The 26,842-nt window shown below is 38.0% G+C and carries 26 protein-coding genes and 2 tRNA genes; 10 read left to right on the top strand and 18 right to left on the bottom strand.

What is annotated here, in order from left to right:
* Positions 1-72: 72 nt before the first annotated feature.
* From GQR54_RS06005 to GQR54_RS05925, 17 genes are all read right to left on the bottom strand, one after another.
* Positions 73-2,394: an MMPL family transporter gene (locus GQR54_RS06005; protein WP_007586903.1), complete on the bottom strand. Its 2,322-nt coding sequence runs from the start codon at positions 2,392-2,394 to the stop codon at positions 73-75.
* The gene (locus tag GQR54_RS06000; protein WP_007586906.1) at positions 2,394-3,389 is read right to left on the bottom strand and encodes a YCF48-related protein; all 996 of its coding nucleotides are present in this window, start codon (positions 3,387-3,389) and stop codon (positions 2,394-2,396) included. Before GQR54_RS06000 ends, GQR54_RS06005 begins: the two co-directional genes overlap by 1 nt.
* A gap of 126 nt (positions 3,390-3,515) precedes the next feature.
* Positions 3,516-4,880, bottom strand: a complete 1,365-nt coding sequence (locus GQR54_RS05995) for a DUF1329 domain-containing protein (RefSeq protein WP_024592567.1) — start codon at positions 4,878-4,880, stop codon at positions 3,516-3,518.
* 13 nt (positions 4,881-4,893) lie between these two features.
* Complete coding sequence (locus GQR54_RS05990) at positions 4,894-6,993, bottom strand: DUF1302 domain-containing protein (RefSeq protein ID WP_166376833.1); 2,100 nt, start codon at positions 6,991-6,993, stop codon at positions 4,894-4,896.
* A gap of 252 nt (positions 6,994-7,245) precedes the next feature.
* On the bottom strand, positions 7,246-7,467 hold the full coding sequence (locus tag GQR54_RS05985; protein WP_010552655.1) for a DUF2835 family protein: 222 nt from the start codon (positions 7,465-7,467) through the stop codon (positions 7,246-7,248).
* Entirely contained in the window at positions 7,468-10,062 is a 2,595-nt protein-coding gene (pepN, locus tag GQR54_RS05980) for an aminopeptidase N (protein WP_166376832.1), read from the bottom strand.
* Positions 10,063-10,108: 46 nt separating this feature from the next.
* Positions 10,109-11,572: a Na+/H+ antiporter NhaC gene (gene nhaC / locus GQR54_RS05975; RefSeq protein WP_197150988.1), complete on the bottom strand. Its 1,464-nt coding sequence runs from the start codon at positions 11,570-11,572 to the stop codon at positions 10,109-10,111.
* A gap of 181 nt (positions 11,573-11,753) precedes the next feature.
* Entirely contained in the window at positions 11,754-13,778 is a 2,025-nt protein-coding gene (gene prc, locus GQR54_RS05970; RefSeq protein ID WP_007586913.1) for a carboxy terminal-processing peptidase, read from the bottom strand.
* A 26-nt stretch (positions 13,779-13,804) separates the two neighbouring features.
* The gene (gene proQ, locus GQR54_RS05965; protein ID WP_007586916.1) at positions 13,805-14,455 is read right to left on the bottom strand and encodes an RNA chaperone ProQ; all 651 of its coding nucleotides are present in this window, start codon (positions 14,453-14,455) and stop codon (positions 13,805-13,807) included.
* A 15-nt stretch (positions 14,456-14,470) separates the two neighbouring features.
* On the bottom strand, positions 14,471-14,749 hold the full coding sequence (locus GQR54_RS05960; RefSeq protein WP_002961910.1) for a hypothetical protein: 279 nt from the start codon (positions 14,747-14,749) through the stop codon (positions 14,471-14,473).
* The gene (locus tag GQR54_RS05955) at positions 14,749-15,207 is read right to left on the bottom strand and encodes a GAF domain-containing protein (protein WP_007586917.1); all 459 of its coding nucleotides are present in this window, start codon (positions 15,205-15,207) and stop codon (positions 14,749-14,751) included. The genes GQR54_RS05960 and GQR54_RS05955 overlap by 1 nt, the downstream gene beginning before the upstream one ends.
* A gap of 128 nt (positions 15,208-15,335) precedes the next feature.
* Entirely contained in the window at positions 15,336-15,716 is a 381-nt protein-coding gene (locus tag GQR54_RS05950) for a hypothetical protein (protein ID WP_007586920.1), read from the bottom strand.
* A 174-nt stretch (positions 15,717-15,890) separates the two neighbouring features.
* Positions 15,891-16,136, bottom strand: coding sequence for a hypothetical protein (locus GQR54_RS05945; protein ID WP_165727867.1), 246 nt, complete (start codon positions 16,134-16,136; stop codon positions 15,891-15,893).
* A gap of 13 nt (positions 16,137-16,149) precedes the next feature.
* Positions 16,150-16,962 (bottom strand): CPBP family intramembrane glutamic endopeptidase, encoded by an 813-nt coding sequence (locus GQR54_RS05940; RefSeq protein WP_007586924.1) that lies wholly within the window; start codon positions 16,960-16,962, stop codon positions 16,150-16,152.
* 118 nt (positions 16,963-17,080) lie between these two features.
* Positions 17,081-17,713, bottom strand: coding sequence for a LytTR family DNA-binding domain-containing protein (locus GQR54_RS19755; protein WP_346766073.1), 633 nt, complete (start codon positions 17,711-17,713; stop codon positions 17,081-17,083).
* A 633-nt stretch (positions 17,714-18,346) separates the two neighbouring features.
* A tRNA-Ser gene (locus tag GQR54_RS05930) sits at positions 18,347-18,437 on the bottom strand.
* A gap of 83 nt (positions 18,438-18,520) precedes the next feature.
* Positions 18,521-18,611, bottom strand: a tRNA-Ser gene (locus tag GQR54_RS05925).
* 251 nt (positions 18,612-18,862) lie between these two features.
* On the opposite strand from GQR54_RS05925, the gene GQR54_RS05920 reads away from it, so the two are divergent.
* From GQR54_RS05920 to GQR54_RS05890, 7 genes are read left to right on the top strand one after another with little or no spacing between them, the layout of a single operon-like run.
* Complete coding sequence (locus GQR54_RS05920) at positions 18,863-19,528, top strand: Bax inhibitor-1/YccA family protein (protein WP_007580214.1); 666 nt, start codon at positions 18,863-18,865, stop codon at positions 19,526-19,528.
* A gap of 55 nt (positions 19,529-19,583) precedes the next feature.
* Complete coding sequence (tusD, locus tag GQR54_RS05915) at positions 19,584-19,937, top strand: sulfurtransferase complex subunit TusD (protein ID WP_165741353.1); 354 nt, start codon at positions 19,584-19,586, stop codon at positions 19,935-19,937.
* Entirely contained in the window at positions 19,934-20,290 is a 357-nt protein-coding gene (locus GQR54_RS05910; protein WP_166376830.1) for a DsrE family protein, read from the top strand. Before tusD ends, GQR54_RS05910 begins: the two co-directional genes overlap by 4 nt.
* A complete protein-coding gene (locus tag GQR54_RS05905; protein WP_007580209.1) occupies positions 20,287-20,553 on the top strand; it encodes a DsrH/TusB family sulfur metabolism protein in 267 nt (88 codons plus the stop codon). Before GQR54_RS05910 ends, GQR54_RS05905 begins: the two co-directional genes overlap by 4 nt.
* A gap of 3 nt (positions 20,554-20,556) precedes the next feature.
* Positions 20,557-20,886, top strand: coding sequence for a TusE/DsrC/DsvC family sulfur relay protein (locus GQR54_RS05900; protein ID WP_007580207.1), 330 nt, complete (start codon positions 20,557-20,559; stop codon positions 20,884-20,886).
* Positions 20,886-21,572 carry a pseudouridine synthase gene (locus GQR54_RS05895; RefSeq protein WP_166376829.1) on the top strand — a complete coding sequence of 229 codons (687 nt, stop codon included), beginning with the start codon at positions 20,886-20,888 and terminating at the stop codon, positions 21,570-21,572. Before GQR54_RS05900 ends, GQR54_RS05895 begins: the two co-directional genes overlap by 1 nt.
* On the top strand, positions 21,565-22,002 hold the full coding sequence (locus tag GQR54_RS05890) for an NUDIX hydrolase (RefSeq protein ID WP_165741350.1): 438 nt from the start codon (positions 21,565-21,567) through the stop codon (positions 22,000-22,002). Before GQR54_RS05895 ends, GQR54_RS05890 begins: the two co-directional genes overlap by 8 nt.
* A gap of 45 nt (positions 22,003-22,047) precedes the next feature.
* Here the strand turns inward: GQR54_RS05890 and GQR54_RS05885 are convergent, their stop codons facing one another.
* Positions 22,048-23,319 (bottom strand): sensor domain-containing diguanylate cyclase, encoded by a 1,272-nt coding sequence (locus tag GQR54_RS05885; protein ID WP_101216243.1) that lies wholly within the window; start codon positions 23,317-23,319, stop codon positions 22,048-22,050.
* A 360-nt stretch (positions 23,320-23,679) separates the two neighbouring features.
* On the opposite strand from GQR54_RS05885, the gene mnmA reads away from it, so the two are divergent.
* Genes mnmA through purB form a run of 3 tightly spaced genes read left to right on the top strand, consistent with a single transcriptional unit; the run spans position 23,680 to position 26,784 of the window.
* The gene (gene mnmA / locus GQR54_RS05880; protein ID WP_166376828.1) at positions 23,680-24,780 is read left to right on the top strand and encodes a tRNA 2-thiouridine(34) synthase MnmA; all 1,101 of its coding nucleotides are present in this window, start codon (positions 23,680-23,682) and stop codon (positions 24,778-24,780) included.
* A complete protein-coding gene (hflD, locus tag GQR54_RS05875) occupies positions 24,780-25,382 on the top strand; it encodes a high frequency lysogenization protein HflD (protein ID WP_024589171.1) in 603 nt (200 codons plus the stop codon). The genes mnmA and hflD overlap by 1 nt, the downstream gene beginning before the upstream one ends.
* A gap of 31 nt (positions 25,383-25,413) precedes the next feature.
* The gene (gene purB, locus GQR54_RS05870) at positions 25,414-26,784 is read left to right on the top strand and encodes an adenylosuccinate lyase (protein ID WP_024589170.1); all 1,371 of its coding nucleotides are present in this window, start codon (positions 25,414-25,416) and stop codon (positions 26,782-26,784) included.
* Positions 26,785-26,842 lie beyond the last annotated feature (58 nt).

Here is a 26,842-nt window from a genome sequence, read left to right as displayed (position 1 = left end):
ATTTGGTCATCTATTCACAAATTGTAGATATAAATGGCCTTTACAGGCCATTTAGGAGCAAAATTATTCACATTATTTTTTCTGGTCGGTCCAGAGAAGGCTACCAATAGCGGGTAATAACAACACTGCACCTAACATATTTACTAAAAACATGAAGGTTAACAGTATACCCATATCAACTTGGAATTTAAGATCTGAGAATATCCACGTACTCACACCAATCGCAAGTGTAATACCGGTAAATAGAACCGCACTGCCACGTTCAACAAGCGCATTTCGATAAGCAACACTTAATGGTACATTTTGCTTAAGCTGCCCCATCATCGACGACAGTATATAAATGCCGTAATCGACCCCAATACCTACACCTAGAGCAATAACTGGCAAAGTAGAAACGGTTAAGCCTATTTCTAATTGCACCATAAGTGCTTGTGCAAGTGTTGATACGATATAAAGCGGCAATACCACAGCAATCGTTGCTTTTACGCTTCTAAAGCTCATTAAACATAAAATGATAACGGCACCATAAACATAAAGCATCATTGGTATTTGCGCTTCTGCAACTGACTCATTAGTCGCGGCCATTACGCCAACAGGTCCTGACGCTAATTTAAATGCTAATTTATCAGTGCCCTCTTCTTGCGCAAATTGCTTAACACTCTTAATTACAGTATCGATAGTTTGTGCTTTATGATCATCTAAAAATATAATCACTGGCATAACTGAACAATCACCGTTAAGTAAACCTGTACTAGTTTCAACTCGAGACGTTGACTGTACTAAACTTGCTGAATTTCGTGGCAAGCTTTGCCATTTCAAATTGCCTTCGTTGTAGCCTGCGTTAACCGATTGAGCTACAGAGCTCAAACTTACAGCAGACTGCACACCTGCTACATTCTCTACTTTGTATTGAAAACGGCTTATACGCTCCATCACATCATGCTCAGTACATGCTGCAGGATACGCTTCTACAATTACCTTTAAGATATCAGACGAGATAGTGTACTTGTCTGATATTAAAAACGTGTCTTGATTATAACGGGCATCTTGATGCAGTGATGGCGCGCCTGCATGTAAGTCACCTATACGCATTTTATCTGCTTGCCAGTAACCTAAAGCAAATAAAACAAGTGTAAAACCAATAATCATTTTAGCTACTTTAGGATCAGTCGCTTTAACAAGTAAGTCGCGGATTTTATCGAGCATGTTTGGTTTTGCTGCATCACCAGATTGAATATGTACACTATTTTCAAAGTTCATGTACGAAGCCCAAACTGGCAATAAGATTAAATTAGTAAATATAATTACTGCTACACCTAAACTCGCTGTAATGGCAAGTTCACGGATAATACCAATATCGATGGTAAGTAATGTTAAGAAGCCTACGGTGTCTGAAAGCAGTGCAATACCGCCTGGCACTAATAAAGCCCTAAAACTTGACTGACAACAAATACGTGTTGTTTTACCTTCACCTACTTTTTTACCAATCGCATTTATCATCTGCACACCATGGCTTACACCAATAGCAAATACTAAAAACGGTACCAAAATAGACATAGGGTCAAGGCCAAAACCTAAACTTGAAAGCAGGCCTAATTGCCAAATAACAGCAATAATGGAACATGCGATAGGCAAAATAGTCAGCTTTAAACTGCCACAAAACAGCCAAACCATAATAAAAGTAAAGGCGATAGCAATGGCAAAAAATACAACCACCCCTTTTGCACCTTCAGCTATATCACCAGCCATTTTTGCAAAGCCAATAATATGAATACTTACTTTGTCTGTACTTAAAGGCTCTCTTAAATCACTTTCTAGCTTTTGTGCAAAAGCTAATGTGTCTAATTTTTGTTGTGTTTGAGGATCAGTTTCTAAAAGTTGAGCAGTTACCATTGCACACGAATAATCGCTGGCAATCATACGTCCTACAACTTTTGCTTTTTCAATGTTTTCCTTTACTACACCTAAACCACGCTTATCTGCTTTAAAGTTAGCAGGAATAATTGGGCCACCGGCAAAGCCATCCTCCACTACTTCAACAAAACGAGCACTGGGTGAAAATATTGAGTTAACTAATGGACGATTTACGCCAGGAATGAAATAAAGCTGATCGTGAACCGCTTTTAATTGGGTAAAGAACTCTGGATTAAATATATCACCACTATCATCACACACTGAAATCAAAATACTGTTTGCACCACCAAACTGCTTTTCATGCTTGGTATACACTTTCATATAATCGTGGTTTAACGGGATATTTTTATTAAACGATGCATCTAATTGAATTTGAGTCGCTTTGAATACAAGTAAACAAGTTATAAGTGCAAAACTTATAAGCATAATTAAGCGATGTCTAAAAATCGCCTTTTCAATAAAATCGAGTAGTTTATGCATTAAGGGGTTAACTCCTTCACTTTAATGCCATCTTCTGTAGCCATAATCAGCCTGTTATCTAAAATTACACCATCAAGAATCGCTTTACCGTCAGCAAGCTGCTCATGGGTGAGTAACCCATCTTGAAGATGAAAAATAACGCCACTATTGGCAAGCATAAGCCATTGTTTGTTATTATAATTAATAATGTTGTTAATCGTCGCTGTTTTTACATTTTCGAAATGCTGCCACTGCTGTTCACCATTTTGCTTTGCAAAAACATTACCTCGAAGCCCTGCCACAATTTCTTGCGTGCTATCTGATGCAACTGCAAAGAATGAACCAGGATAAATTTCTTCTATCCTTTGCCAAGTTTGACCATCATCAATGCTTCTGGCCATCAAGCCCATCTCACCAACCAGCATTAAACCATTATCTGTTTTTTCGATTCGATTAAAGTGCGGTAAAATTGAAGCAGTTTCGGCTTCGTATCCTTCAGGATCATTTTCTTTTAAATCGTTCAAGTAATCACGATCATCACTAAATAATAGCGAATCTAAAAAGCGTTTTTGCCAATGTTTACCACCATCGGTGGTTTGATAAAACATACCATATGCGCCCACTGCAAAACCTTTTAAATCATCTTCAAATAGAATATCTAAACATGGTTTGTCTAATTTTGGTTGTGCTTGTTGTAGTTGCCAATTAACACCACCGTCAGTAGTATTTATTATTGTTGCATCGTGGCCACACGCCCATCCATTATTTTCATTACTAAAATCAACGGCAGTTAATAGCACTTGAGTTGGGACTAGCTCAGCTTGTTGCCATTTATCACCCGAGATACTTTTAATAACAGTACCGTGTTTACCTACTGCAATTAGACCATTGCCCGTGTTGGTTATGTCGGTGAGTAAGGTTTTAGCTGCATTTGTTGCACTGATTGCATTGTTAGGGGCTTCTTGTGCAACACTCGCACCGCTTATTATCAGGCTGGCATATACCAAATACTTCATAAATTTTAATCGCCTTGTACGAGAGAGTTGTTTGTCTTTTTACTGGGGAAAGCGTTGCGCGCTGTAAGACAAACGCGATGAGAAAGGAAAAGGCACTTAACAAATTGTTAAGTGCCTAGTTTAATACTATCTACCTGCGCGACGTAAAGCGCTTGAAGTAAATTCGTTATCGTTAAATGACTGTGAAAAATCGTACATTTTTTCTTGATTATCTAAACCAATTGCTAAATAACGACGAGAATTCAAATCATGATAAACCTCAAGCGTACTCCACTGTGTAGGTACTTCGTAGTAGTTAAGGCCATAAGCCATTGCTACACGATAAAGTTGGTCGCGGTTATCATAAATATCAGTAACCTGTACTTGCCAGCTATCTTCATCGATGTAAAACACACGTTTTTTATAGATATGACGTGTATCATCTTTTAAGTTAGCTTCAACAACCCAAACACGGTGTTTTTCGTAACGTGTATGCTCTGGATTAATATGGCCAGGCATTAAAATATCATCGTACTCTAGCTTATCACTATGAAGTTTATAGCTGTTGTAAGGTATATATAACTCTTGCTTGCCTTTTAGTGTCCAGTTGTAACGATTTGGCGAGCCATTAAACATATCAAAATCATCGGTAGTACGCAGGCTATCTGCAGCTGTGCCTGGTGCATCATATGCAACATTAGGTGCACGACGAACACGACGTTGTCCCGAGTTATAAGTCCATGCTTGGCGCGGCGTTAATATTTGATCCATTGTTTCATGAACTAATAATGCAGTACCCGCTAAACGAGCTGGTTCTGTAACGCTTTGTTTAAACTTAAACAAAATATTTGAGTCTTGCAGCTCTGCTGGTGTTGCACTAGGGTCTGAGTATTTAACTAATAACTGCTCATCAAAGCCAACATAGTTATAAGAACCAGATGCAGTCGGTGCAGCTTGACCACCAAAACGCTCAATAGACTGGCCACGGTAACGTAATAAGTGATTCCAAATTGCCTCTAAACCCGTTTTAGGAATAGGGAAAGGAATACCAATCGCCGTATTTTTAATACCGTTACCGCCTTCAATTAATTCCGCAGTTGGTGCAAACTTTTTAGTCGCATCATATACAAACTGAGGGTAAGACGCAGAACGGCGTGTTTCATACACTGGCATTTTAAATGTGTCTGGATATGCTTCAAATAAAGCGATTTGACCCGGACTTAAATTAGCTTTGTACTTTTCAATATTACTTTTATCAATAGTGAAAAGCACTTTATCAGCTGTAAATGGGTCAAGGTGATGCATACCAGCTTCATAACCTGCTGGTGCAGAAGTAATGCCATTATTCCATGCTGGAATAGAGCCATCAGCATTAGCTGCTTTTTCTGCGCCCATTGGCGTTAAGTTTTGACCTAATTGAGCAACTTCATCAGCGTTTAATTTAGCTAAAGCTGCGCTGCTTGCAAACAAGCTACAAAAAGCTGTAGCGATGAGGGTAGGTTTTTTAATCATAATAATGTTACCCCTAAATAGAATATTTTAAGTTAAAAGAAACGTAATCGCGATCTGAGAAAGTATTAATATCGCCGCCGCCCCAAAACGAGTTATAGCTCACATCAAGTGACCACGCATTTTGGTAGTTAAAGTTCATGGTTGCACCTAAAGATTTACGGTCTTCAATAAATAAGAACATAGGATCTGGTGTATTACCATTTACGTCATGTGAAAATACAAAACGTGGAGAGAAGTTAATACCTTTGTAAAAGTTAAAATAATCACCTTTAGCAATTAAGCGGTAACCCCAAGAAGACGCAGTAGCAAATGATTTTTCTTCAGCGCCGTTTGATAAACCAAGTTGCAATGTTGAGTAATCAGTAGTACCAGGGCCTGTAATTGTGCCACTACGGCCAGTACCGGATACATTCAAACGCGTTTCGTCATAGTCTGGCATGTTATGAATTTTCACAGCACCCACTTCACCAACAACAGCCCAACTATCAGCACCTAATGAAGGACCAAATAAGTGAGTAGCCGTAAATTGAATTTGCGATGTATCACGTTCAATATAGCCTTGAGCAACTTCACCCGCACCAACAGAACTAATATCATCGCCAAAACTCATTTGCGAAATACCTGCAAAATCAGGACGAAGACCTGCAAGAGCTAACTGCTCAGGCATAGCTGTATAAAGTAACTCTACATCATCAATTTGCAGTGGTTCATCTTGGCGAAACGCAAATTCACCTGCAAAGGCTGTTTCACCAATAGTCGTGTTAAAACTTAAACCATATAGTTTAATATCTTCAGGATAGTCATTTTCAGCTTTTGAGAAAGCGGCTAAATCAGCAACATTATCTGACGTGATTTCTGTTGTCATGATCATTGCTAAATCTCGAGCAATTGCTGCCTGTGAAAAGTTTGATACACGACCAGATATAAGTGGACGACGACTATGGTAATTCACGTGGTATAACGCAATTTCAGTATCATTAAATTCAGGTAAAAATATACCTAAACGTAAACCGTACTGTCCGCCATCTTCAGGTTCATTTTTACCATTATCTCCTTTACCTTTTAACGCAACCTTAGTTGGGTAAGCAAGATACATTTGAGCTAATAAAGCGCTTCCTTCAGCACTTGAAGGATCAATACCTCGAGCAGCTGCTGCTAATGCAAAATCAGATGTTAGGTTATTTAAACTATCCGTTAAAAAAGCAACATCAATATCAGGATTAGACGTAAAGCCTAATTGAACATTCTGCTGATAACCATTTTCTGCTGCAAAGTCATTAGTAGAAAAGTATGTACCTGCTGCTGGTAAACGTGTTTCTTGCCATTGATATTGGTAGAAACCTTCAAGCGTAATATTCTCAGTAATTCCGAGCGATGCCCAAAGCATACCGATTGGTATAAATGCTTCTTTTAGCTCAGCGCCAGGTGCTTTTAATCGATCTATATCAACTGGGTTTACGTTAATACCATGAGATATAAGCGTACTTTCACCCCAGTTAACTACTTGCTGGCCTAAACGGACAGATAAAGGGTTATTACCATCATTAAAATCAAAATCGGCCCATACAAACGCGTCTAATAAACGTATGTCGGCACAACTTTGTGCTTTGGTGTCTTTATCGTCACATGGATCAACACCCTGCCCTGATGTAGGATTTGAATATGCATGATTTCCATCCATCAACGCAAAGTCATAAAAATACATGAAGCGAGTGAACAAACCGTAGTTATCTTTATTTATTGAAAGGTCGTGTGTGCCCTTCAATAGTTTTGAGAAGGAGTCACCACTATCAAAATTTAAATTACCCGCATCACCGTTATTTGAATAAGACCCAGGTTGAGCCCATACATCTTGAGATGAGTAAATAGTGTTGTTTAGCGCTGGGTTGTATCCTGTCCAATCAAATGCTGGATTATTACTTTTACCAATTAGGTTAAAGTCTCTGTCTTCTACGCGAACACTTTGCCCATATGAAAAGGTTGAATCGAAGGTAATATCAAAACCTCCAGCTTCAAATGTTACAGCTTGTGTACTTGCTGCAGATAAACCTAAACTAGCGGCTGCTAAACCTATAGCGATTCTATTTTTAACAAAAAGCGATCTTCTTATCATTTTGGTTCCCCCCTGTCGCGGGTCATTTTGTGTGATCAAGTTATTGTTTTTAGTGTAATCATAACGATAGAAGCGAATCAGTGAAATTACAAATACTCGCTCTAATCTGTTATATACTTTTTATTCTGGTTGACGCTTACGTATTAGTAAGACGTCGTACCAGATAATTTATACACGTAATTTAACAATAGGACAAATTGAAATTAACAAAAATACAATATTTTTATGTATATATAACATAAAAATCGAGTGTCAGGCCACTCGCTCTAGGCGGATGAACTTGTTTTCGGGGGTTAATAAGAGTCTAAAACGGCCACGTACACCTAAGCTTGAAATGAAGGGCCTCAAATGCGTAGCAGCAAAACGAATCGTTTTACCGCCATCCTCTACAACTTGTAAAGAGCTAAAACGGCCATGGTAGTAATCCATGCACTCGTTATAGCTCAATCTTAGGGTAAAATAATACTCAATCATTTATGCGAGTGCTTTCTCAACCTTTTCATACAAGTCAGTGCTTAGCCCATCTAGATTGGCTAAGCGTTTTAATTGCAGTTTCATTGCTTGTGAGCGAACATCATCGTAACGCTTCCACGACATAAACGGTGTTAGCATACGAGATGCATTTTGTGGATTAATTGCATTAAGTTTTATTAATAAATCACCTAATAACGCATAGCCTTGAGCATCTGCTCGATGAAATTGTGCTGTATTAAAGTGGCTAAAACTTCCTACAAGTGCACGTACACGGTTAGGATTTGAAAAATCAAAACACGGGTGTTCGTAAAGTGCCTTAATATCATCTATAGCAGTACTGCCTGATTGCATAGCTTGCAGTGCAAACCACTTATCCATGACTAAAACATCATGACGCCACTGACTATCAAAATGACTCAAAAGCTCATTTCTAACAGGGTGTGAAGCTTTTACCACAGCGCTTAGGGCACCAAGTACATTAGTCATATTAGTCGAGCTTGCAGCTTCTTTAATAAAGGTTACAGCTTCTGGACTTTGTGTTTTAGCAAGGTAGTGCAGACATATTTGCTTTAAAGCACGATTCGCAACAGCGCTTGCACTTATACTGCCATCATCTTCAAGAGATTCGTAACAACTAAGCAGCTCATCAGCAAGTTCATCAGCAATTTGTTGCTCAAACTTTTCTGTTATTTCAATAATGTCATCTACAGGTATTACATCAAATTCAGCAGCTAACGTGTCAAAACTCGGTAATTTAAACAGCTCTGCAATTAAAGCTAAATCGCCCTCTTTGGTGTTTATAAGTACACGTAGCGCATTTATAATTTCGCTGCTTAATACGCTATTCGTTGCATCGGTGATTTGAGATTTAATCGCCTTAATGAATAGCTGCTGTTGTGCATCCCAACGTGAAAAATCACTGCGCGCAAAACGCATAATATGCAATAGTTCGGGCTCTGTTGTTTGCTGGTTTAAAATACAAGGTGCAGAAAAGTCTTCGAGTAAAACCGCAACAGGCTTTTCTAAAATATTGTCAAAGCTAAATGTTTGAGTCGTATTTGTTACATCAAGTACATGATCTAGCTTTTTACCTTTATATTGCAGAGCAATACTTTGCCCATTGGCATCAAGTAGTTCAATAGCAAAAGGTATATGAAGCGGTTTATTCTCTGGCTGATTAGCCGGTGCTGTTTGCTCGATTGTCAAAGTGTATGTATTTGAGCTGCTATCAAATTCTTGAATTGCATTTAAACGCGGTGTACCTGATTGGCTGTACCATTGTTTAAATTGCTCTAAATCAACACCTGATGCATCGCTCATCGCACTTACAAAGTCATCACATGTAACTGCTTGCCCATCGTGGCGCTCAAAGTAAAGCGTCATCCCTTTTTGAAAGTTAGTTTCACCCAGTAATGTGTGCATCATTCGAATAACTTCAGCACCTTTATCGTATACAGTTACTGTATAAAAGTTATTCATTTCAATAACTTTCTCAGGGCGAATTGGGTGAGCCATAGGGCCTGCATCTTCGCTAAACTGATGCGTACGCATAACTTTAACCGCATCAATTCGGTTAAGTGCACGAGATCCTAAATCACTACTAAACTCTTGGTCTCTAAATACAGTTAACCCTTCTTTTAGAGATAACTGAAACCAATCTCTACAAGTAACTCGGTTACCTGTCCAGTTATGAAAGTACTCATGCCCTACAATGGATTCAATCGTATGGTAGTCTTTATCTGTGGCTGTTTCTTGATTAGCTAATACGCATTTACTATTAAAAACGTTTAGCCCTTTATTTTCCATCGCGCCCATGTTGAAAAAATCGACGGCTACAATCATATAAATATCAAGGTCATACTCTAAATTAAAGCGTTCTTCATCCCACTGCATTGCCTTTTTGAGTGAGGCAATAGCATGGGGTGTTTTAGATAAATTACCTTTATCAACAAACAATGCTAATTCTACATCTCTGCCGCTTTTAGTCATGTACGTATCTTTTAAAACATCAAAATCGCCCGCTACAAGTGCAAATAAATAGCTCGGCTTTTTAAATGGGTCTTGCCATTTCACAAAATGACGACCATCTTGTGTTTCACCACTGTCTACTTGATTACCATTAGAAAGAAGTTGTAGATACTTTTTATCGGCAATAATAGTTACATCAAACGTGGCAAGTACATCAGGGCGATCCATGTAATAGGTGATCTTTCTAAAACCCTGCGCTTCACACTGTGTACAATACGCACCGCCAGATAAATACAAACCCTCTAAAGAAGTATTCGTCTCAGGCGATATCTCGGTCACAATACTTAATTGGCAACTATCCGGTAGGTTATTAATTATTAGCTGCTCGCCAATAATTTCATAATCAGTTATATCAACCGTATCAATAGATAAAGACAGTAAGCGTAAATCAATACCATCAAGCACTAAAGGTGCTTTTTTATCACCAACACGCGTAAGCGTTAGCAAAGAGCTTACTTTGGTTGATAATGGCTGTAAGTCAAAGGTTAGCTCTGTGTGGTCAATTAAAAAATCAGGAGCTTTATAGTCTTTAAGATATTGTGCTTGAGGTTTACTTGATTCAGTCATAGATACTCCAAAACAGCTCCTTTTAAGTTAAAGGAGCTGTTTAAAATTAGGCGGATTGTTTTGGCTTAATACGTAAAATTTTAATGCCCAAGTAGGCATAAACCACCGCTAAAACAGGGTTAATTAAGTTAAAGAAAGCGTAGAGTGCATAATCAAAAGGATTTATTAGTAAAACGCTTTGCATATATGCGCCACACGTGTTCCATGGAATTAGTGGGCTGGTAATTGTACCGCCATCTTCCAATGTACGAGATAAGTTAACAGGCTTCAAACCACGTTTTTCATATTCATCTTTAAACATACGACCAGGTACAACAATTGCAATATATTGATCGGCCGCTATCACGTTAGTACCAATACACGTTGCTATTGTTGCCGCAATTAACGATCCCGTACTTTTAGCTATTTTAAGTATGCTTTTAACAAAAACATCCAAAAGGCCTGTTTTTTCCATAATGGCACCAAACATCAGTGCAGTCATAATAAGCCATGTGGTTGTAAGCATTCCGGACATACCGCCACCACTGAGTAGGGAGTCCATTTTGTCATCGCCTGTACTTATGCTAAAACCATCAAAAAACGTCGTCCAAACAAGCTTAAAGTAGCCAACTAGCTGCCCTTGAGAAACATCAATTTGGCTAGCAATTAAATCAGATTGAAACAACATGGCCCAAACAGCGCCCACAACAGCACCGATAGAGATAGCAGGAAAGGCTGGCATTTTTTTAATCGCTAAAACTAAAAGTACAATTAGCGGGATTAGCATTTCAAAACCAATATTAAAGTTTTGCTGTAAAATAGCCGTTATTTCATCAATACGCCCCGCTTCGCTTGAAGCAGTTGCGTTAAAGCCCATGAATATAAATATAATCAGTGCAATTACAAAACTAGGTACTGTCGTCCACAGCATATGTTGAATATGCTCAAATAAATCAGCGCCTACAACTGCTGGCGCTAAGTTGGTTGTTTCAGACAGCGGGCTTAGCTTATCACCAAAGTACGCGCCAGATATAACAGCGCCTGCTGTAACTGTTTGTTCAAGTCCAAGACCCGTTGCAACGCCTAATAAAGCAACACCTATCGTAGCGGCAGTAGTCCAAGAACTACCAATACTCATAGCTACAATGCCACAAATTAAACAACTCGCTGCATAAAACCAACTTGGGTTTATAACTTGCAAGCCATAATAAATTAAAGTCGGTACAGTTCCAGAAAGTAGCCAAGTGCCAATTAGTGCTCCTACCATAAGTAAGATTAGGATAGCGCCAAGCGAAAGCGTTATACCTTCTATCATGGCTTGTTCTAACTTTTTCCATGTATAACCGTTTTTAAGCCCAATTAAAGCCGCTGCAAAAGTAGCAAATAAAAGTGCAATTTGGTTAGGGCCTGACGAAGAGTTATCACCAAATAAGTAAACTGCAGCACCAAGTAAACAAATTAATACAGAGATAGGAATTAACGCATCAAAAAACGAGGCGGGCTTGATTGGCTTGTCATCCAATAGCTTCAAAGTAGAGACTCCTAGACACACTTACCGTGTGTTTAATTATTATTTTCAGCACGTAAAGCGCATTAATTGAGCATGATTGATCTAACTCAACTTTATGTAATCAAAGATTATAACAATTTAGTAAATTTTAGGTAGTAAAAAAGGCGCTAAAGCGCCTTTTTTATAGAGGTAAAACCAGTTGTTACTTCTTAGCTATACGACCATAATTAATATAATCTTGAGTAATTAATGCAGCTTCTTCCAAAAATGGGTCAAGCTCTTCAATTACTTCAGGTAAATCGTCTAAGTTTTCTACCGGATCTTTACCTAAACGCTTAAGACGTTCGTTAGTACGTACAAGTGCACGTGCTTCACCTTCATCTTTTTCTTTAATACGCGTAGCTTCAACTAAAGAGATAGTTTTACGGTCTTTCTCTTCGTTGTATAAGGTAATGTCATTGAATACATAACCAAATTCTGGTTCTGATTTAATTCGTACTTCGTGTTGTTTCTCAAGGTACGTAATAATAGGTGTTAAATTACCTAATTTTTTGTATTTTGCTTTAACAATGCTGTCCCAAGGGAGTGCATTATCTTGCTTACTTTCGCCCCACTCTGCAGGATCGATTGCTGATGGAAACGAAATATCAGGGATCACACCTTTATGTTGCGTACTACCACCGTTAATGCGATAAAACTTAGCAATCGTATACTGTACGCTACCCAGCGCATTATCGTATAAATCGTAAGCGCGGCCTAAGCCTTTGTGCTGCTGTACTGTACCTTTACCAAAAGTTTGCTCGCCAATAATAACTGCACGACCGTAATCTTGCATAGCTGCTGCAAATATTTCAGAAGCAGAGGCACTGTAACGGTCAACTAAAACAGTTAAAGGACCATCGTAATAAGTTATACCATCGCGATCTTTTTGCTCTTCAATACGGTTATTTAAGGTATGAATTTGAACCACTGGACCTTGGTCAAAAAACAAACCAGACAGTTGTGTTGCTTCATATAAAGAACCACCACCATTTTGGCGTAAGTCGATAATAATACCATCAACTTTTTCTTCTTTAAGCTTAGCCAGCTCAACTTTTACATCTTTCGAAAGATTATTGTAAAAACCTGGAATTTCAATCACGCCAACTTTACTTGTTAAATCAGAGTATTTTGCTTCGAATACTTCTGATTTAGCCGCTCTATCTTCAAGTCGAATTTTATCACGCGTGATTTCAACAACTTTAGGTGCGCCGTGAGCGTCAACACCTTTTAAATACTGTAGACGTACTTTAGTCCCTTTAGGACCTTTAATTAAATCAACTACGTCATCTAAACGCCAGCCAATTACGTCTACAAATTCTTCGCCATCTTGGGCAACACCAATAATGCGGTCATCAGCTTTAATTTGATCTGTTTTATCTGCAGGGCCTCCCGGCACTAAGCTGCGAATAACAGTGTAGTCTTCATCAGGGCTTAGTACGGCACCAATGCCTTCAAGCTCTAAGTCCATATCCATTTTGAATTGTTCTGCACGACGTGGCGATAAATAAGACGTATGAGCCTCAATACTGCGTGCTAGCGAATTCATAACAATTTGAAAAGCATCTTCTGAATTAGATTGTACTAAACGCTTTTCAGCATTTTTATAGCGTTTGGTTAGTACCTCTTTAATGCCTTCCCAATCTTTACCCGTCATTTTTAAACGCAGTGCGTCGTACTTTACACGCTCACGCCAAATTTCATCAAGCTCAGCTTGTGACACAGGCCATGCTGAATCTTCACGGTCAAAAAAGTATTCATCTTCTTTATCAAACGTCATTTCTTTTTCAAGTAAAGTAAGTGAATACTCGTAACGTTCAAAACGGCGTTTAAGACTTAAGTTAAAAATATCAAACGTAAAGTCTAATTTACCGGTAGTAATAGCGTTATCAAAGTCATCACGATATTGCTCAAAAGAAGCAATATCGCTGGCTAAGAAAACGCTTTTATTAAAATCAAGGGATTCGATATAACGATCGTACACTTTACTAGAAAGCTCATCGTTAAATCGAACCGGTGTATAGTGTGAACGAGCAAATAAGCTAGCCACTCGTTTGCTAGCAGTACCATGTTGACTCTCTTGCTTAAGCTGGGGTAAATCGTCAATTGTAACGGCTTCTACAGCAGCAAATAATGAACCTGAAAACAGGGCAGCAACTAACGGAATGAGCGTAAACTTTTTACTCATACACAACTCCTTAATTTATTTACAACTTAAACGATGTATAAGCTGTCAGCTTTGGTTTTAACTTGCATACCAGTCACTAATTCAACATGAACGTCATCTTTGTTCACTTCAGTGATTACTGCATTTACAAGTGCTTGGCCAAGTTTAACCTTAACCTTATTATTAACCTTGACCTCAGTTGCTGGTAAAGGTTCAATTTTTCCTGAACGTTTAACTGGCGCTGCTTTAGCAGGTTTGTTAGCTGCAGGTGCGTTTTTATCGCCTGCTTTGCTAGCATGAGCTGGTTTTTTCTTGAAAGATTTAGAATCAGAATCTTGGCGAGGACGCTGTTGTTTTTTGCGTTTTGCCATTTTAGCACGGCTTTCTTCCAATGCTTTTTGTGCATGGTCGATATGCTCTTGCTCAACTTTTTCACCTTGATTACCATCAAGATCAATACGAAACTCTGACTTTGTCACAGCTTCTAAATAACGCCAATTAGACGTGTATTTTCTAAGCGCTTGACGAACTTGAGTCTTACTTACTTTTTCAGACCCTTCAATACGCTCAGCAATATCTTTAAAAATACCTACTTTAAGCGGCTTGATGCCATCTTTTTGTTTAAAACATTGTGGGAATTCTTGATATAAAAATTCCAACACTTCATTAATATCTTTTAGCTTGTTTGTGGTTTCCATTTTAGAACCTATTTTTCACATCTTTTCATCAAGGGACGAATCGACGTAGTGTGTTACCCAGTCGACCAACTCTTCGAAATCGGCTTCTATTACAGCCATATCACCCCGAAGGTGTTCCCAAATACCATTAATTGTTTCATCAATAAATTCACATTCTGAATCATCTGGAAGACGATCCCATGCAATATGAATTAAATCATTGAGCGTTTCCGCTACATGCTCTTCTTCGCCTTCCCAGTCGCCAACATCTTGCACAGCAAATAGGTAGTCTTGAACATTTAGCAAATCTTTCATTACAGGCTCGCCTCTAAGCATTTCACTAATGCTTCAAGGCCAGCTTTATCATCAGCATCAAATCGGCCAATACTTGGACTATCAATGTCTAGTACTGCGAATACTTTACCATGTTTCATGATAGGTACAACCACTTCAGAGTTAGACGCTGCATCGCAGGCTATATGCCCGTCAAAAGCGTGAACATCTTCAATTAATTGTGTTTCAGCGGTTGCCGCAGCTGTTCCACATACCCCTTTCCCAACGGGAATACGGATGCATGCAGGATTACCTTGAAACGGACCAAGTACTAATTCAGTAGGAGAATCCATAAAGTAAAAGCCCGCCCAATTTACATCTTCTAAAGAGGTAAATAACAGCGCGCTTATGTTTGCCAAATTGGCAATTACATTAGATTCACCAGCTATCAGCGATTCAGTTTGCTTAACTAATGACTGGTAAAAATCGTGCTTTTGCATACCAAACTACTTCTTATTAAACATACAGTAGCTAAAGGTACTCTTTGTCGTGAAAAATTGGAACCTTTTGGAGGTAAAAAAAAGGAAATCACACCGTTTATCAGCGTGCTTGGTTAATAATGCTACGATTATTTTTTTACCGATTTGCGAAGACCAAATAAAAACAGTCCGGCTGCAAATGCTGACATAACACTATTAATCAAAAATATCTCGCCAGTTGAGGCACTTAATAAGTAACTAAATATAGCGCCACCTAACAAACCAAGCGTTAATACACCTGAATAATTAACTTTAGAATACTTAAACATTAGTAAATACCCTGGCACAACAAAGGCCGCCATCGTTAAGCCTACAATATGTGCATTTGAGATAGCAGTCATCAATAGTTGAAAAAATACGGATAAGAAATCACCCTGTAGCGTTAGTGCATAATACAATCCTAACAAGCTACCAATAATTACCGGGGACAATAATGAAAGCGCGACACTTTTTGCGAGTTGATGTTTCATCTAATAATCCTTAATACAGAGTATAAATTTTAATGTATTAAGCATGCACCAAGATCTAAAGCTTAGAAATAGAGACTATGGTCGTAATTTATGATTAAAAATAAACCTTATTGCAGTATGAGCCTATTAATAAATTAATAGGCTCATACGTTTGGGTCATACTTATCAAAGTGCTTATAACTGAGCTATTTTATTTGATAACTCAAAGTGGCGAGATGTTACTATTTCCTCTAGCACTGCCAATCTTTTGTTCAACATCGCTGTTTGTTCCTCTAATTTTGTTATCTTATTATTACTCAGTCCTTTAAATTTTGCTTGCGCTGCCATTATTGTAGTTTTATAGGTGAAATAACGTTTAGTAATAGTAAGAATCACAAAGGGTGAGCTAAATATAGTTATTACAATAAATAGTTCTAGCATGGTCGTTTCCCAATCAATTTAAGTTAGCTTGTTGCGTATAAAGGCCACTTTTAGTGCATTGAAATAATTTTGATAATGTAACTTCGCGCTGCTTTCCTCGTCGAATTAGCATCTCAACATACACAATACTTAACACAATGGCTGTTGCTTTAAACAAGTTACCTTGTAGATCACCTACTGCGCCACCCGACATACCAAATATTCCGTAAGCTGCATTCATAAAAATATGCATCCACATAGGAAACCAAATACGATAACCACATTCACAATATAGCCACGCAAACCATGTACCTGCTACAGTAGTGATCGCAACCGCCATCAATGCAGAAATCGCATCATTACCTTGATAAATATGACCCAGGCCAAATATTACTGAACTAATTAATGCCGCAGGCACAAAGCCCCATCTACAATATTTAAATAAAACACCAAACAATGCAGCCCTAAAAATTAGCTCTTCAAAAAAACCCGCATAAACTGAGCCGGTGATTATTGCTGGTATTGATAGGTTAAGTTCATCACTCAAAAATCCATAACCTATTGCCATAGGAGCACAACAAATAATTGCTGCGAGTGCATAGTTAATAAAACCAGAAGAATTAAGCCCTATAGATTCAAAAGGCTCACTTTGTTTAAACAAAATAATAGCCGCAATAACTAACGGTCCATATAAAAAAGTATATTTAGCGGGGGTAAATAAAATGCCAGTTAGATTATCAAGTTCAGACAACCAGCTAGACCAACCTTCTCCCCAAAACTGCCTCATTACATAGTGGCAAAATACAAATATAGAAATTATTACAAGTGCCTTGATAGCGTATTTCATATCTACTTTCCTCGTTAAGTTGTAAATTTCAACTTAATCTTGGCAATAGTAAAAATACAAAGCGACTTATTAGGTCTCAATTACAAGACGAGGTATAAAGCCCATGTTTTAGGGGGGATTAACATGTTTTTGGGATTAATGACAAAGCATCTTTTATTACTTTTACATAAGAACGAGACACCGGTATTTTAATATCAATTGTATGCAGCGATAATTGCAACCCTCCAGCATTACCACTGTAGTGCTGAATGTTTTGCAGGTTGACCGCATAAGAACGGTGGCATCGTAATATAATTGTATTTTCTGGAAGCTGCTTTAATAAACCGCTAAGAGATACACGTAATAGTTTACGTGAAGTTGAAGCTCCTTCCAGTATTGTTATTTCACAATAGTTGTCTGAAGATTTAATAAATAAAATATGGTGATGAGCCGTGTTAATTTCGTCGTTTTTATTATCGCCTTTAAGAGTAATTGTCTTTAATTCAACTTCTCTCAACTGCTCTTGATCGACGCTAACTGTACTTGGCTTAGTTAAATCTATTACATGCCTATTTACCACAAGTAAAAAAATAAGAGGAAATACACCAATACAAAAAATATACCCTACAAAAAGTAATTGATTCTGCCAATGCCAAGACCCAAGTACAGCAACCACAAAATACCCATGATTGAATAACGCAGTAATTAAAATATATGTGACAGGAATAATAATTAAACGGCTTAATTTACTTAGCTTAAACTTAAGTAACACTATTTCTATGAAACCTGACAATAGCAAAGCACAAAAGGTTACTAACCCATAGCCAAAAAGCCGCAGAAACTTGTAAGACTCGGTATCGCTTGAAGTGCGAAAGGTTGAAATACAAAAAGTACAAAAAGCGCTATAAACGAAAACATGACGGCACGATATACAACTAACTTTCTCGAATCTAGATCATCTTTGAGCCACAACATCCTATTTTGCATACCTTTAATCCACCAATGTTTAAAAATAGCACACATTAATATGTGCATTCCAACTCATTTAAAATTTTTTGTGATGGTAGTTTTATTAAAAACAAAAAAAGGAAGAGAACATCAACGTTATTTAACAGCAGAAGGTGGTGTGTGAGCAATTCTATCTGCTTTTAAGATTTTACTAATGAGAGATAAAACATGTAATACCAATTCGCTTAATTAAGTGGTCTATTTTGAGGGCGGAAAAACGTGTTGATAGCTAGGCAAAAAATCCGCTATTAGTTGTTCTAAATGAGAATTTTTTAATGCAGGGAGCGACACGTTTAGCCCCGCAAAATGATTAAGTATTATTACGGATTGGTATAAGTGCACTGATTTTGTTCCAAACACAAAAAAGCCCGCTAAATTAGCGGGCTATTTCGTTATATGGTGGAGAGATAGGGATTTGAACCCTAGATGGGCTATAAACCCATGCCGGTTTTCAAGACCGGTGCATTCGACCACTCTGCCATCTCTCCGATACTGCTAAGTTAAAAGTAAGAGTGTACTAATAACTATTTAAATGAATGATACTTTAATTACCACACACTTATTAAATAAGTGGTGGAGAGATAGGGATTTGAACCCTAGATGGGCTATAAACCCATGCCGGTTTTCAAGACCGGTGCATTCGACCACTCTGCCATCTCTCCGCACGGCCTGCATAATAGGGAAACCCATCCCTTTTGTGAAGCTTTTTTTTAAATTAATTGTTTAAGTGCTTAAAAAACAATTAATTTGTCTAAAGTTAGAACAAAGTGTTTTTAATTTAGCCGTCAATACTCTTTTATTTAAATATTTAACTCTATTGATCTACAAAGGTTTGCCCAAACATATAAGAGTTGGTAATCTAATTTTAGTTAAATTATCGAAACACACACGTTTCACTTAAAGGAGCTCTACAATGGCGTTTAATCAATCGTACAATACCGCGAAACCGGTAATGTCTACCATTGAAACAAACAAGGTACTTAAAAACACCTACTTTTTACTAGCTATGACACTTGCTTTCAGTGCTGTTACAGCCGGTATTTCAATGGCACTACAATTACCTTACTTTATGGGAATTGTGTTTACACTTGTTTCGTTCGGTTTATTATTTGTTGTAAATAAAAAAGCAGATACAGCATCTGGTGTATTTTGGGTGTTTGCTTTCACAGGTTTAATGGGGGCTGGCTTAGGTCCATTACTTAACCATTATGCTGCAATGCCTAATGGCCCAATGCTTATTATGCAAGCGTTAGGTTCTACGGCGCTTATCTTTTTTGGTTTATCTGCTTATGCACTGAACACTAAAAAAGACTTCTCATTTATGGGTGGCTTTTTAACGGTTGGCTTAATAGTTGTGATTGTAGCTAGCATTGTTAATATTTTTGTTGGCAGTTCGCTGATGTTTATGGTGCTTAATGCTGCAGTTGTATTGATCATGTCTGGTTTGATTTTATTCGATACAAGCCGAATCATTAATGGCGGCGAAACCAACTACATTCGCGCAACAGTGTCTTTATACCTAAGCGTATATAACTTATTTACGTCTTTACTTGCTCTACTTGGCGCAAGTGATGACTAATTAAATAGTTCTGTTAAAATAGCCCCTTAATTGGGGCTTTTTTATTGGAATTGTTTTGTCACGTTTTGTTCTTTCATTACATACACCACCATCCGATCACGATACAACGCAAAGGTTAGTTAAGTTTGCGAATGCATGTTTAGCCCAAGGGCACACCATTGATGCTATTTTTTTATACCAGCAAGGTATTTATCATGCATCTACCCACTTTGATTTATCCTCAGACGAACTTCAAATTTCAGCACTTTGGCAGCAACTCGCCGATCAAAAACTAAATTTAATGCTGTGTGTTACCGCCGCTGAAAAACGCGGGTTTGATATTAAAAACACAGGTGTATTTGCAGTCGCAGGGCTAGCTGAATTTGCAATGCTTGCAAGCGACGCTGATAAATGGGTGCAATTTAAATGATAAACGTATTAGTAATGAGTCAGTGCAGTCCATTTGACGATTTAAATATTCGTGATGCACTTGATATGACATTGATATTTGCTGCCGTTGACCAAAATGTGAGTTGGTTGTTTAGCGGCCCCGCCGTTTTAGCTTTAAAAAAGCATCAACAACCAAACAATATTGGATTAAAAGATTTTTTTAAAAACATTAAAACACTCGAAATCTATAATGTTGAAAACATCTACGTGTGTGAAAAGTCATTGCTTGATTATGGTTTAAATAAACATGATTTACTCATAGAGGCAAAAGCACTCAACTTTAGCCAACAACAAACATTAATTAAAGCGCAGCAACATGTGGTGAATTTATGAGTACATTACATATTTTTTCTAAGCCGCTTAACTATTACTCGGCAAATCAGCTAGAGAACTTAATTTTATCAGACGATAACGTGCTACTTGTTGGTGATGCCTGCTTTGCAAAAAAACAATTTAGGCAATTTGCAGATACACTGTTAATACTTGAACAAGACGCGCAAGTACGTGCAATAAAATTAACAGATAACGATAAAGCCATTAGCTATGAAGACTTTGTAGCACTCACTTTATCAACTAATCAATCAATTACGTGGTAACTCATGCTTGAATTTAACAACCAACAGATTGAAACCGACAAACAAGGTTACTTGCTTGATCATACTTTGTGGTCAAAGGAGCTTGCACCTGTAATTGCTATCCAAGAAAACATTACCCTTAGCGTTCAACACTGGGAAGTAATTAACTTTGTTCGTGATTTTTATATTGAATATAACACCAGTCCAGCAATTAGGATGCTTGTAAAAGCAATGGCTAAAGCACTCGGTGAAGACAAAGGAAACAGCCTTTATTTATATAAATTATTCCCTAAAGGCCCTGCTAAGCAAGCAACAAAAATCGCCGGATTACCAAAACCAGCTAGGTGCATATAATGAGATCTAAATCAGGCAATAATCAAGTAACTGAATCCAAGCCAAAAAGAAGTACAGGGCGTACTTATTCACGCAGTGCACTTAACAAAACACCTTCAGGTAAAAGAGAAATAAAGCCGCAAATAGCATCTAAAGACAGAAAAATTGTGTTATTCAATAAACCATTTGATGTGCTATGCCAATTTACAGATGACGCAGACAGAAAAACTCTCGCTGAGTTCATCCCTATTAAAGAGGTTTACGCAGCAGGAAGATTAGACAGAGACAGTGAAGGTTTATTACTTTTAACAAACTGTGGGAAATTGCAAAACACCTTAACTGCACCTGATAAAAAAACGAATAAAACATACTGGGCACAAGTTGAAGGTGAACCAACAAGCGAATCAATTAATGCTTTATGCAATGGCGTAGAACTTAAAGACGGGCTTACACTCCCCGCTAACGTTAAAATAATTGATGAACCTACAATTTGGACTCGTAATCCGCCTGTACGCGAGCGAAAAGCAATCCCTACCACTTGGCTAAGTATTACGATTAATGAAGGTAAAAACAGACAAGTTCGCCGAATGACCGCACATATTGGCCACCCTACACTTCGCCTTATTCGCTATAGCATTGGCAACTATACGTTGGATGATATTAATTGTGGTGAATACAAAGTAATTAAGGGCGTAGTTGATGCATAAACCGCATGTAACAGTTGCGGCAATAGTAAAAAAGCAAAATGAGTTTTTACTTGTAAAAGAGCGCGATAAATTCACTCATCAAATTTGCTACAATCAGCCCGCAGGTCACTTAGAAAAAAATGAAACACTTGCACAAGCCGCAAGCAGAGAGCTACTTGAAGAAACAGGCTTAGCGCTTGAGCCAGTCGGCTTTTTGGGTGTGTATAATTTGCATGCCGAAAATGGAGTGCACTATTTACGATTCTGCTTTTTATTTGAAGCGCCTGATAATATAAAAGCGCCAACGCCAATAGATACCGACATTATCAGCGCTAACTGGTACACATTAGAGCAAATAAAATCACTACCGCTTAGAAGCCCTTTAGTATTGAAGTGTATTAACGACAGCCTGAATCGACCAGTATTAAGCCTAGAAACTATTTATAATTAGCTATATTGGGGAGTAGCTTAAATAAAATAATTAACTCTATTTTATTTACTCTGAGCTTAGAGCTATGCAGTTACGCCCTTGTTTTTTAGCATAATACAGGGCGTTATCAGCGGCTTTTACAAAGCTGATTTCATCACTATTTGTATAGTCACTGATGGTATTAATACCCATACTTATAGATAAAAATCCGGTAAAGCTATCCTGGTGTGCAATAGCTAAGTTTTCTACAGCTTTTTGTATTTGCTCAGCTATAAACAGCGCCCCTTGCCTATCGGTTTGAGGTAATAAAACAACAAATTCCTCTCCCCCATAGCGAGCAACAAAATCTTCTGGGCGACTAACCGTTGAAGCAATTGTTTGAGCCACATCATATAAACACGTATCGCCCGCTACATGCCCATACCGGTCATTAAATTGTTTAAAATGGTCAATATCGATAATAATCATCGATAGCATGCCTTCGCATTCTTTTGCTCGTTCGTACTCATGCGTTAGTTTTTCATCAAACCGACGCCTATTTGCAATCTTGGTTAATGCATCCAAAAAGGCCATATCCCTAAGTATATCCTCTGCTTCTAAACGCTCTGTAGCATCATTAAAAACAGCTAAAAACTCTTCGCCTATATCAATCCCTGAAATTTCCATCATCACTTGTGAACCATCACGACATGAAACTCGATAGTTATTTGCGGGTATATCGTTATTATTATTCAGCGCCTTTTCAAGTGAGTCTTGCCACAGATCTTTTACAAGTGCTCTATATTGCGGATCTGGATACGCTTTTTCCCACCACGATTTAAGATTAGGTACATCCTCTACTGTATAACCAAAAACATCTACAAAGCGTTGATTAACTTTTAAAATATCACCCGTTTTGGCGCACACATTACATACCGGCATTGGCAAAACGGTAAATAATCTAGCGTAATGACTTATCTCATGCTTGCGCATAGGGTTGAGCGTACTTTGAGGTAAGTAACTCATTGGCATATCACTTTTTTCAATACTAAGCTTTTCGTCCATTTCTAAAGCAAAATACCATTCAAGCCACCAATGCTCTACACGCTCAAGCACCTTTAGCTCAATGTTCTTTTTAGCGGTTGAGCCCTTAATTAAGCTAAATAACTCATGTACATGATTTGGTTCTTGGAAAATGTGAGGGTTTTTGAGTTTTATTAACTCATAAAAAAGGTGATAGGCTGACTTTTTAAACTCTGTCGTTTTACTGGAGAGTAATTCACTATCCACAAAATCAGATTCGTTTGTGTAGTGTTCAACTAAAGAATTTATCTTGTTTATTTGATAGGCGTAATTCATATATTCATTCCATTGACTATATATCAAGCGACTTAAAGTGGTTTACATTCATATACTCACCACTATTTTTATTTTATTAAGTGTATATTTACTCTAGTAGTTTTAAAAGAAAATACTATTAATAAAACTCAATAACTACATGAATTATTCTATAGTCTTAATTTATTAGTAAAGATCACTTTAATATTACTAAAGTTACAGCCTGATAACGCGCTTAAGTCTAGTTTGCTATTTGTTATATAAATAAAATACTGACTAATTCCCCTCTTTGCGCCCTTAGTCTCTTTAAGCACAAACAAAATACATGCTATAATCGCGGCCTTTCCAAGTTAACAGCAATCTGTATAAGCGAAATTATTCATGAGCGAAAATAGTCACATTAAAGTCATTGTTGGCATGTCCGGCGGTGTTGATTCTTCTGTATCTGCATATTTATTACAACAACAGGGCTACCAAGTAGAAGGCCTGTTTATGAAGAACTGGGAAGAAGACGACAATGATGAGTACTGTGCTGCCGCTGATGACTTAAAAGATGCACAATCAGTGTGTGATAAGTTAGGCATTGAACTTCACACAGTAAACTTTGCAGCAGAATACTGGGACAACGTATTTGAGTACTTTTTAGCTGAGTACAAAGCAGGTCGTACACCTAACCCAGATATAATGTGTAACAAAGAAATTAAATTTAAAGCCTTTTTAGAATTTGCTGCTCAAGCACTCGGTGCTGACTTTATTGCAACGGGTCACTATGTTCGCCGTGAGCTTCGCGATGACAAATACGTAATGTGTCGCGGACTTGATAACAATAAAGATCAAAGCTACTTCTTATATACTCTAAGCCATGAACATATTGGCCAAACGTTATTCCCTGTAGGCGATATCGAAAAACCAGAAGTACGCCGCATAGCAGAAGAACAAGACCTAATCACTCACGATAAAAAAGACAGTACAGGTATCTGCTTTATTGGTGAGCGTAAATTTAAAGACTTTTTACAAAAGTTCTTACCAGCACAACCTGGCGTTATCGAAGACACAGACGGTAATGACGTAGGCGAACACGAAGGCTTAATGTACCACACACTTGGACAACGCAAAGGCTTGTTAATTGGTGGAATGAAAGAAGGTTCTGGTGAGCCTTGGTACGTAGTAGATAAAGACCTTGAGCGAAATGTACTTATTGTGGGCCAAGGTAAAGATCACCCTCGCCTATACAGCAACGGTCTTAACGCAAACCAACTTCACTGGGTAGACCGTATTGGCCCTAAAGGCACAACTCGCTGCACAGTAAAAACGCGTTACCGCCAAGAAGACTTAAGCTGTACCCTACTTGTAGGTGAAGACGGCATGGCCCGCGTATTGTTCGACGAGCCACAAAAAGCAGTGACGCCTGGTCAATCTGCCGTATTTTACGCAGAAGATATCTGTTTAGGTGGCGGTATTATTGATTCGGTGATTAAGTAATGAATGAACACCAAGTCATGGCGCTTGCCGCCATGTGCCAGGCTGCTAAACAAGTTCAAAAAATTGCCCAATATGGCAACAATAACGAACATGATTTAGAAATATTACTTTCAAGTATTATTCAAACATCTCCGGCATCGCCAGAAGATGTTTACCAAGGTACTGACAACTTACGTGATGGTTACAAAACATTAATGGCGCAGCTAACCGCAGGCGCTCAAAAAGATGTTGAAATTGTAAAGTACGTAGGTGGTTTAATGCAGCTTGAGCGAGCACTAAGTGCAAACGACAAAAGCTTAAACGAATTAGGTAAACGAATTGATGATATTCATCGTCGTTTAGACCACTTTGCTATTACCGATGAGAGCGTTGTTGCCGGTTTAGCAGATATATACTCGTCGGTGCTGAGCCCCCTTGGGCACCGAATACAGGTTTATGGCAAACCCGAGTTATTAAAACAGCAGCTCACTCAAAATAAAATCCGTGCGTTATTATTAGCCGGCATTAGAAGTGCAGTATTATGGCGACAAATGGGCGGTAAACGCCGTCACTTTTTCTTTGCAAAAAGAAAAATACTCGCCATTGCTAAAACAAAAATTTAACTATCGTTCAAACTAAAATTTAGGAGTTATTATGGAGCTTTCAGCGTTAACGGCTATCTCTCCAGTGGATGGTCGCTACGGCAGCAAAACCACTGAACTACGCAGTATTTTCAGCGAATTTGGCTTAATCAAATACCGCGTAATTGTTGAAGTGCGTTGGTTGCAAGCGTTAGCTGCAGCAAGCGATATTAAAGAAGTACCTGCATTTAGCGAAGAAGCTAATGCACTTCTAAACGCCATTGTAGATAACTTCAGTGAAGCTGATGCACAACGCGTTAAAGATATAGAACGCACTACAAATCACGATGTTAAAGCGGTTGAATACCTACTAAAAGAAAAAGTCGCCGATAACAGTGAGCTTCATGCAATAAACGAATTTATTCACTTTGCTTGTACTTCAGAAGATATTAACAATCTATCTCATGGTTTAATGCTAAGCGAAGCGCGTAAAAATGTTTTACTTCCTTATTGCGATGAACTTTTAAGCGCAATTAAAGCTAAAGCAATTGAATACAAAACAATCCCAATGATGACTCGTACGCACGGACAACCTGCTACACCATCAACTATGGGTAAAGAGTTTGCTAACGTATATATGCGCTTAAAGCGTCAACGCGGGCAAATTGCACAAGTAGAGATGCTAGGTAAAGTTAATGGTGCTGTTGGTAACTACAACGCTCACCTTAGCGCATACCCAGATTACGACTGGCATACACATGCAGATAAATTTGTATCAAGTTTAGGCTTAACACTAAACCCATTTACTACACAAATTGAACCGCATGACTATATTGCAGAATTATTTGACGCAATTGCACGTTTTAACACTATATTGTTAGATTTCGACCGTGACATGTGGGGTTACATTGCCCTTAATCACTTTAAGCAAAAAACAATTGCTGGCGAAATTGGCTCATCAACAATGCCACATAAAGTTAACCCAATTGATTTTGAAAACTCAGAAGGCAACTTAGGCTTAGCAAATGCTATTTTTGCTCATCTTGCACAAAAATTACCCGTTTCTCGCTGGCAGCGTGACCTTACCGATTCAACGGTATTACGTAACCTAGGTGTAGGTATGGGTTATGCAATTATTGCATACCAATCAACACTTAAAGGTGTAAGCAAGCTTGAAGTAAACGAGCAACGTTTAGCTGACGAGCTTGATCAAAACTGGGAATTGCTAGCCGAGCCGATTCAAACAGTTATGCGTAAATATGGTATTGAAAAGCCATACGAAAAACTTAAAGATTTAACACGCGGTAAACGTGTAAACAAAGAAATAATGGCTGACTTCATCGATGGTTTAGACCTTCCAGAGCACGCTAAAGTAGAAATGAAAAAACTAACACCTGCTAATTACATTGGTCGTGCTGTTGAGTTTATTGATGATTTAGTTTAAAAACTAAATTGCTCTTTTAAAAAGCGAAAGGATCATCCTTTCGCTTTTTTTGTTTTAA

The organism is Pseudoalteromonas sp. Z9A4 (assembly GCF_011378845.1).
Taxonomy (GTDB): Bacteria; Pseudomonadota; Gammaproteobacteria; order Enterobacterales; family Alteromonadaceae; genus Pseudoalteromonas; species Pseudoalteromonas arctica.
This window is presented reverse-complemented; position numbering and strand designations above follow the sequence as displayed.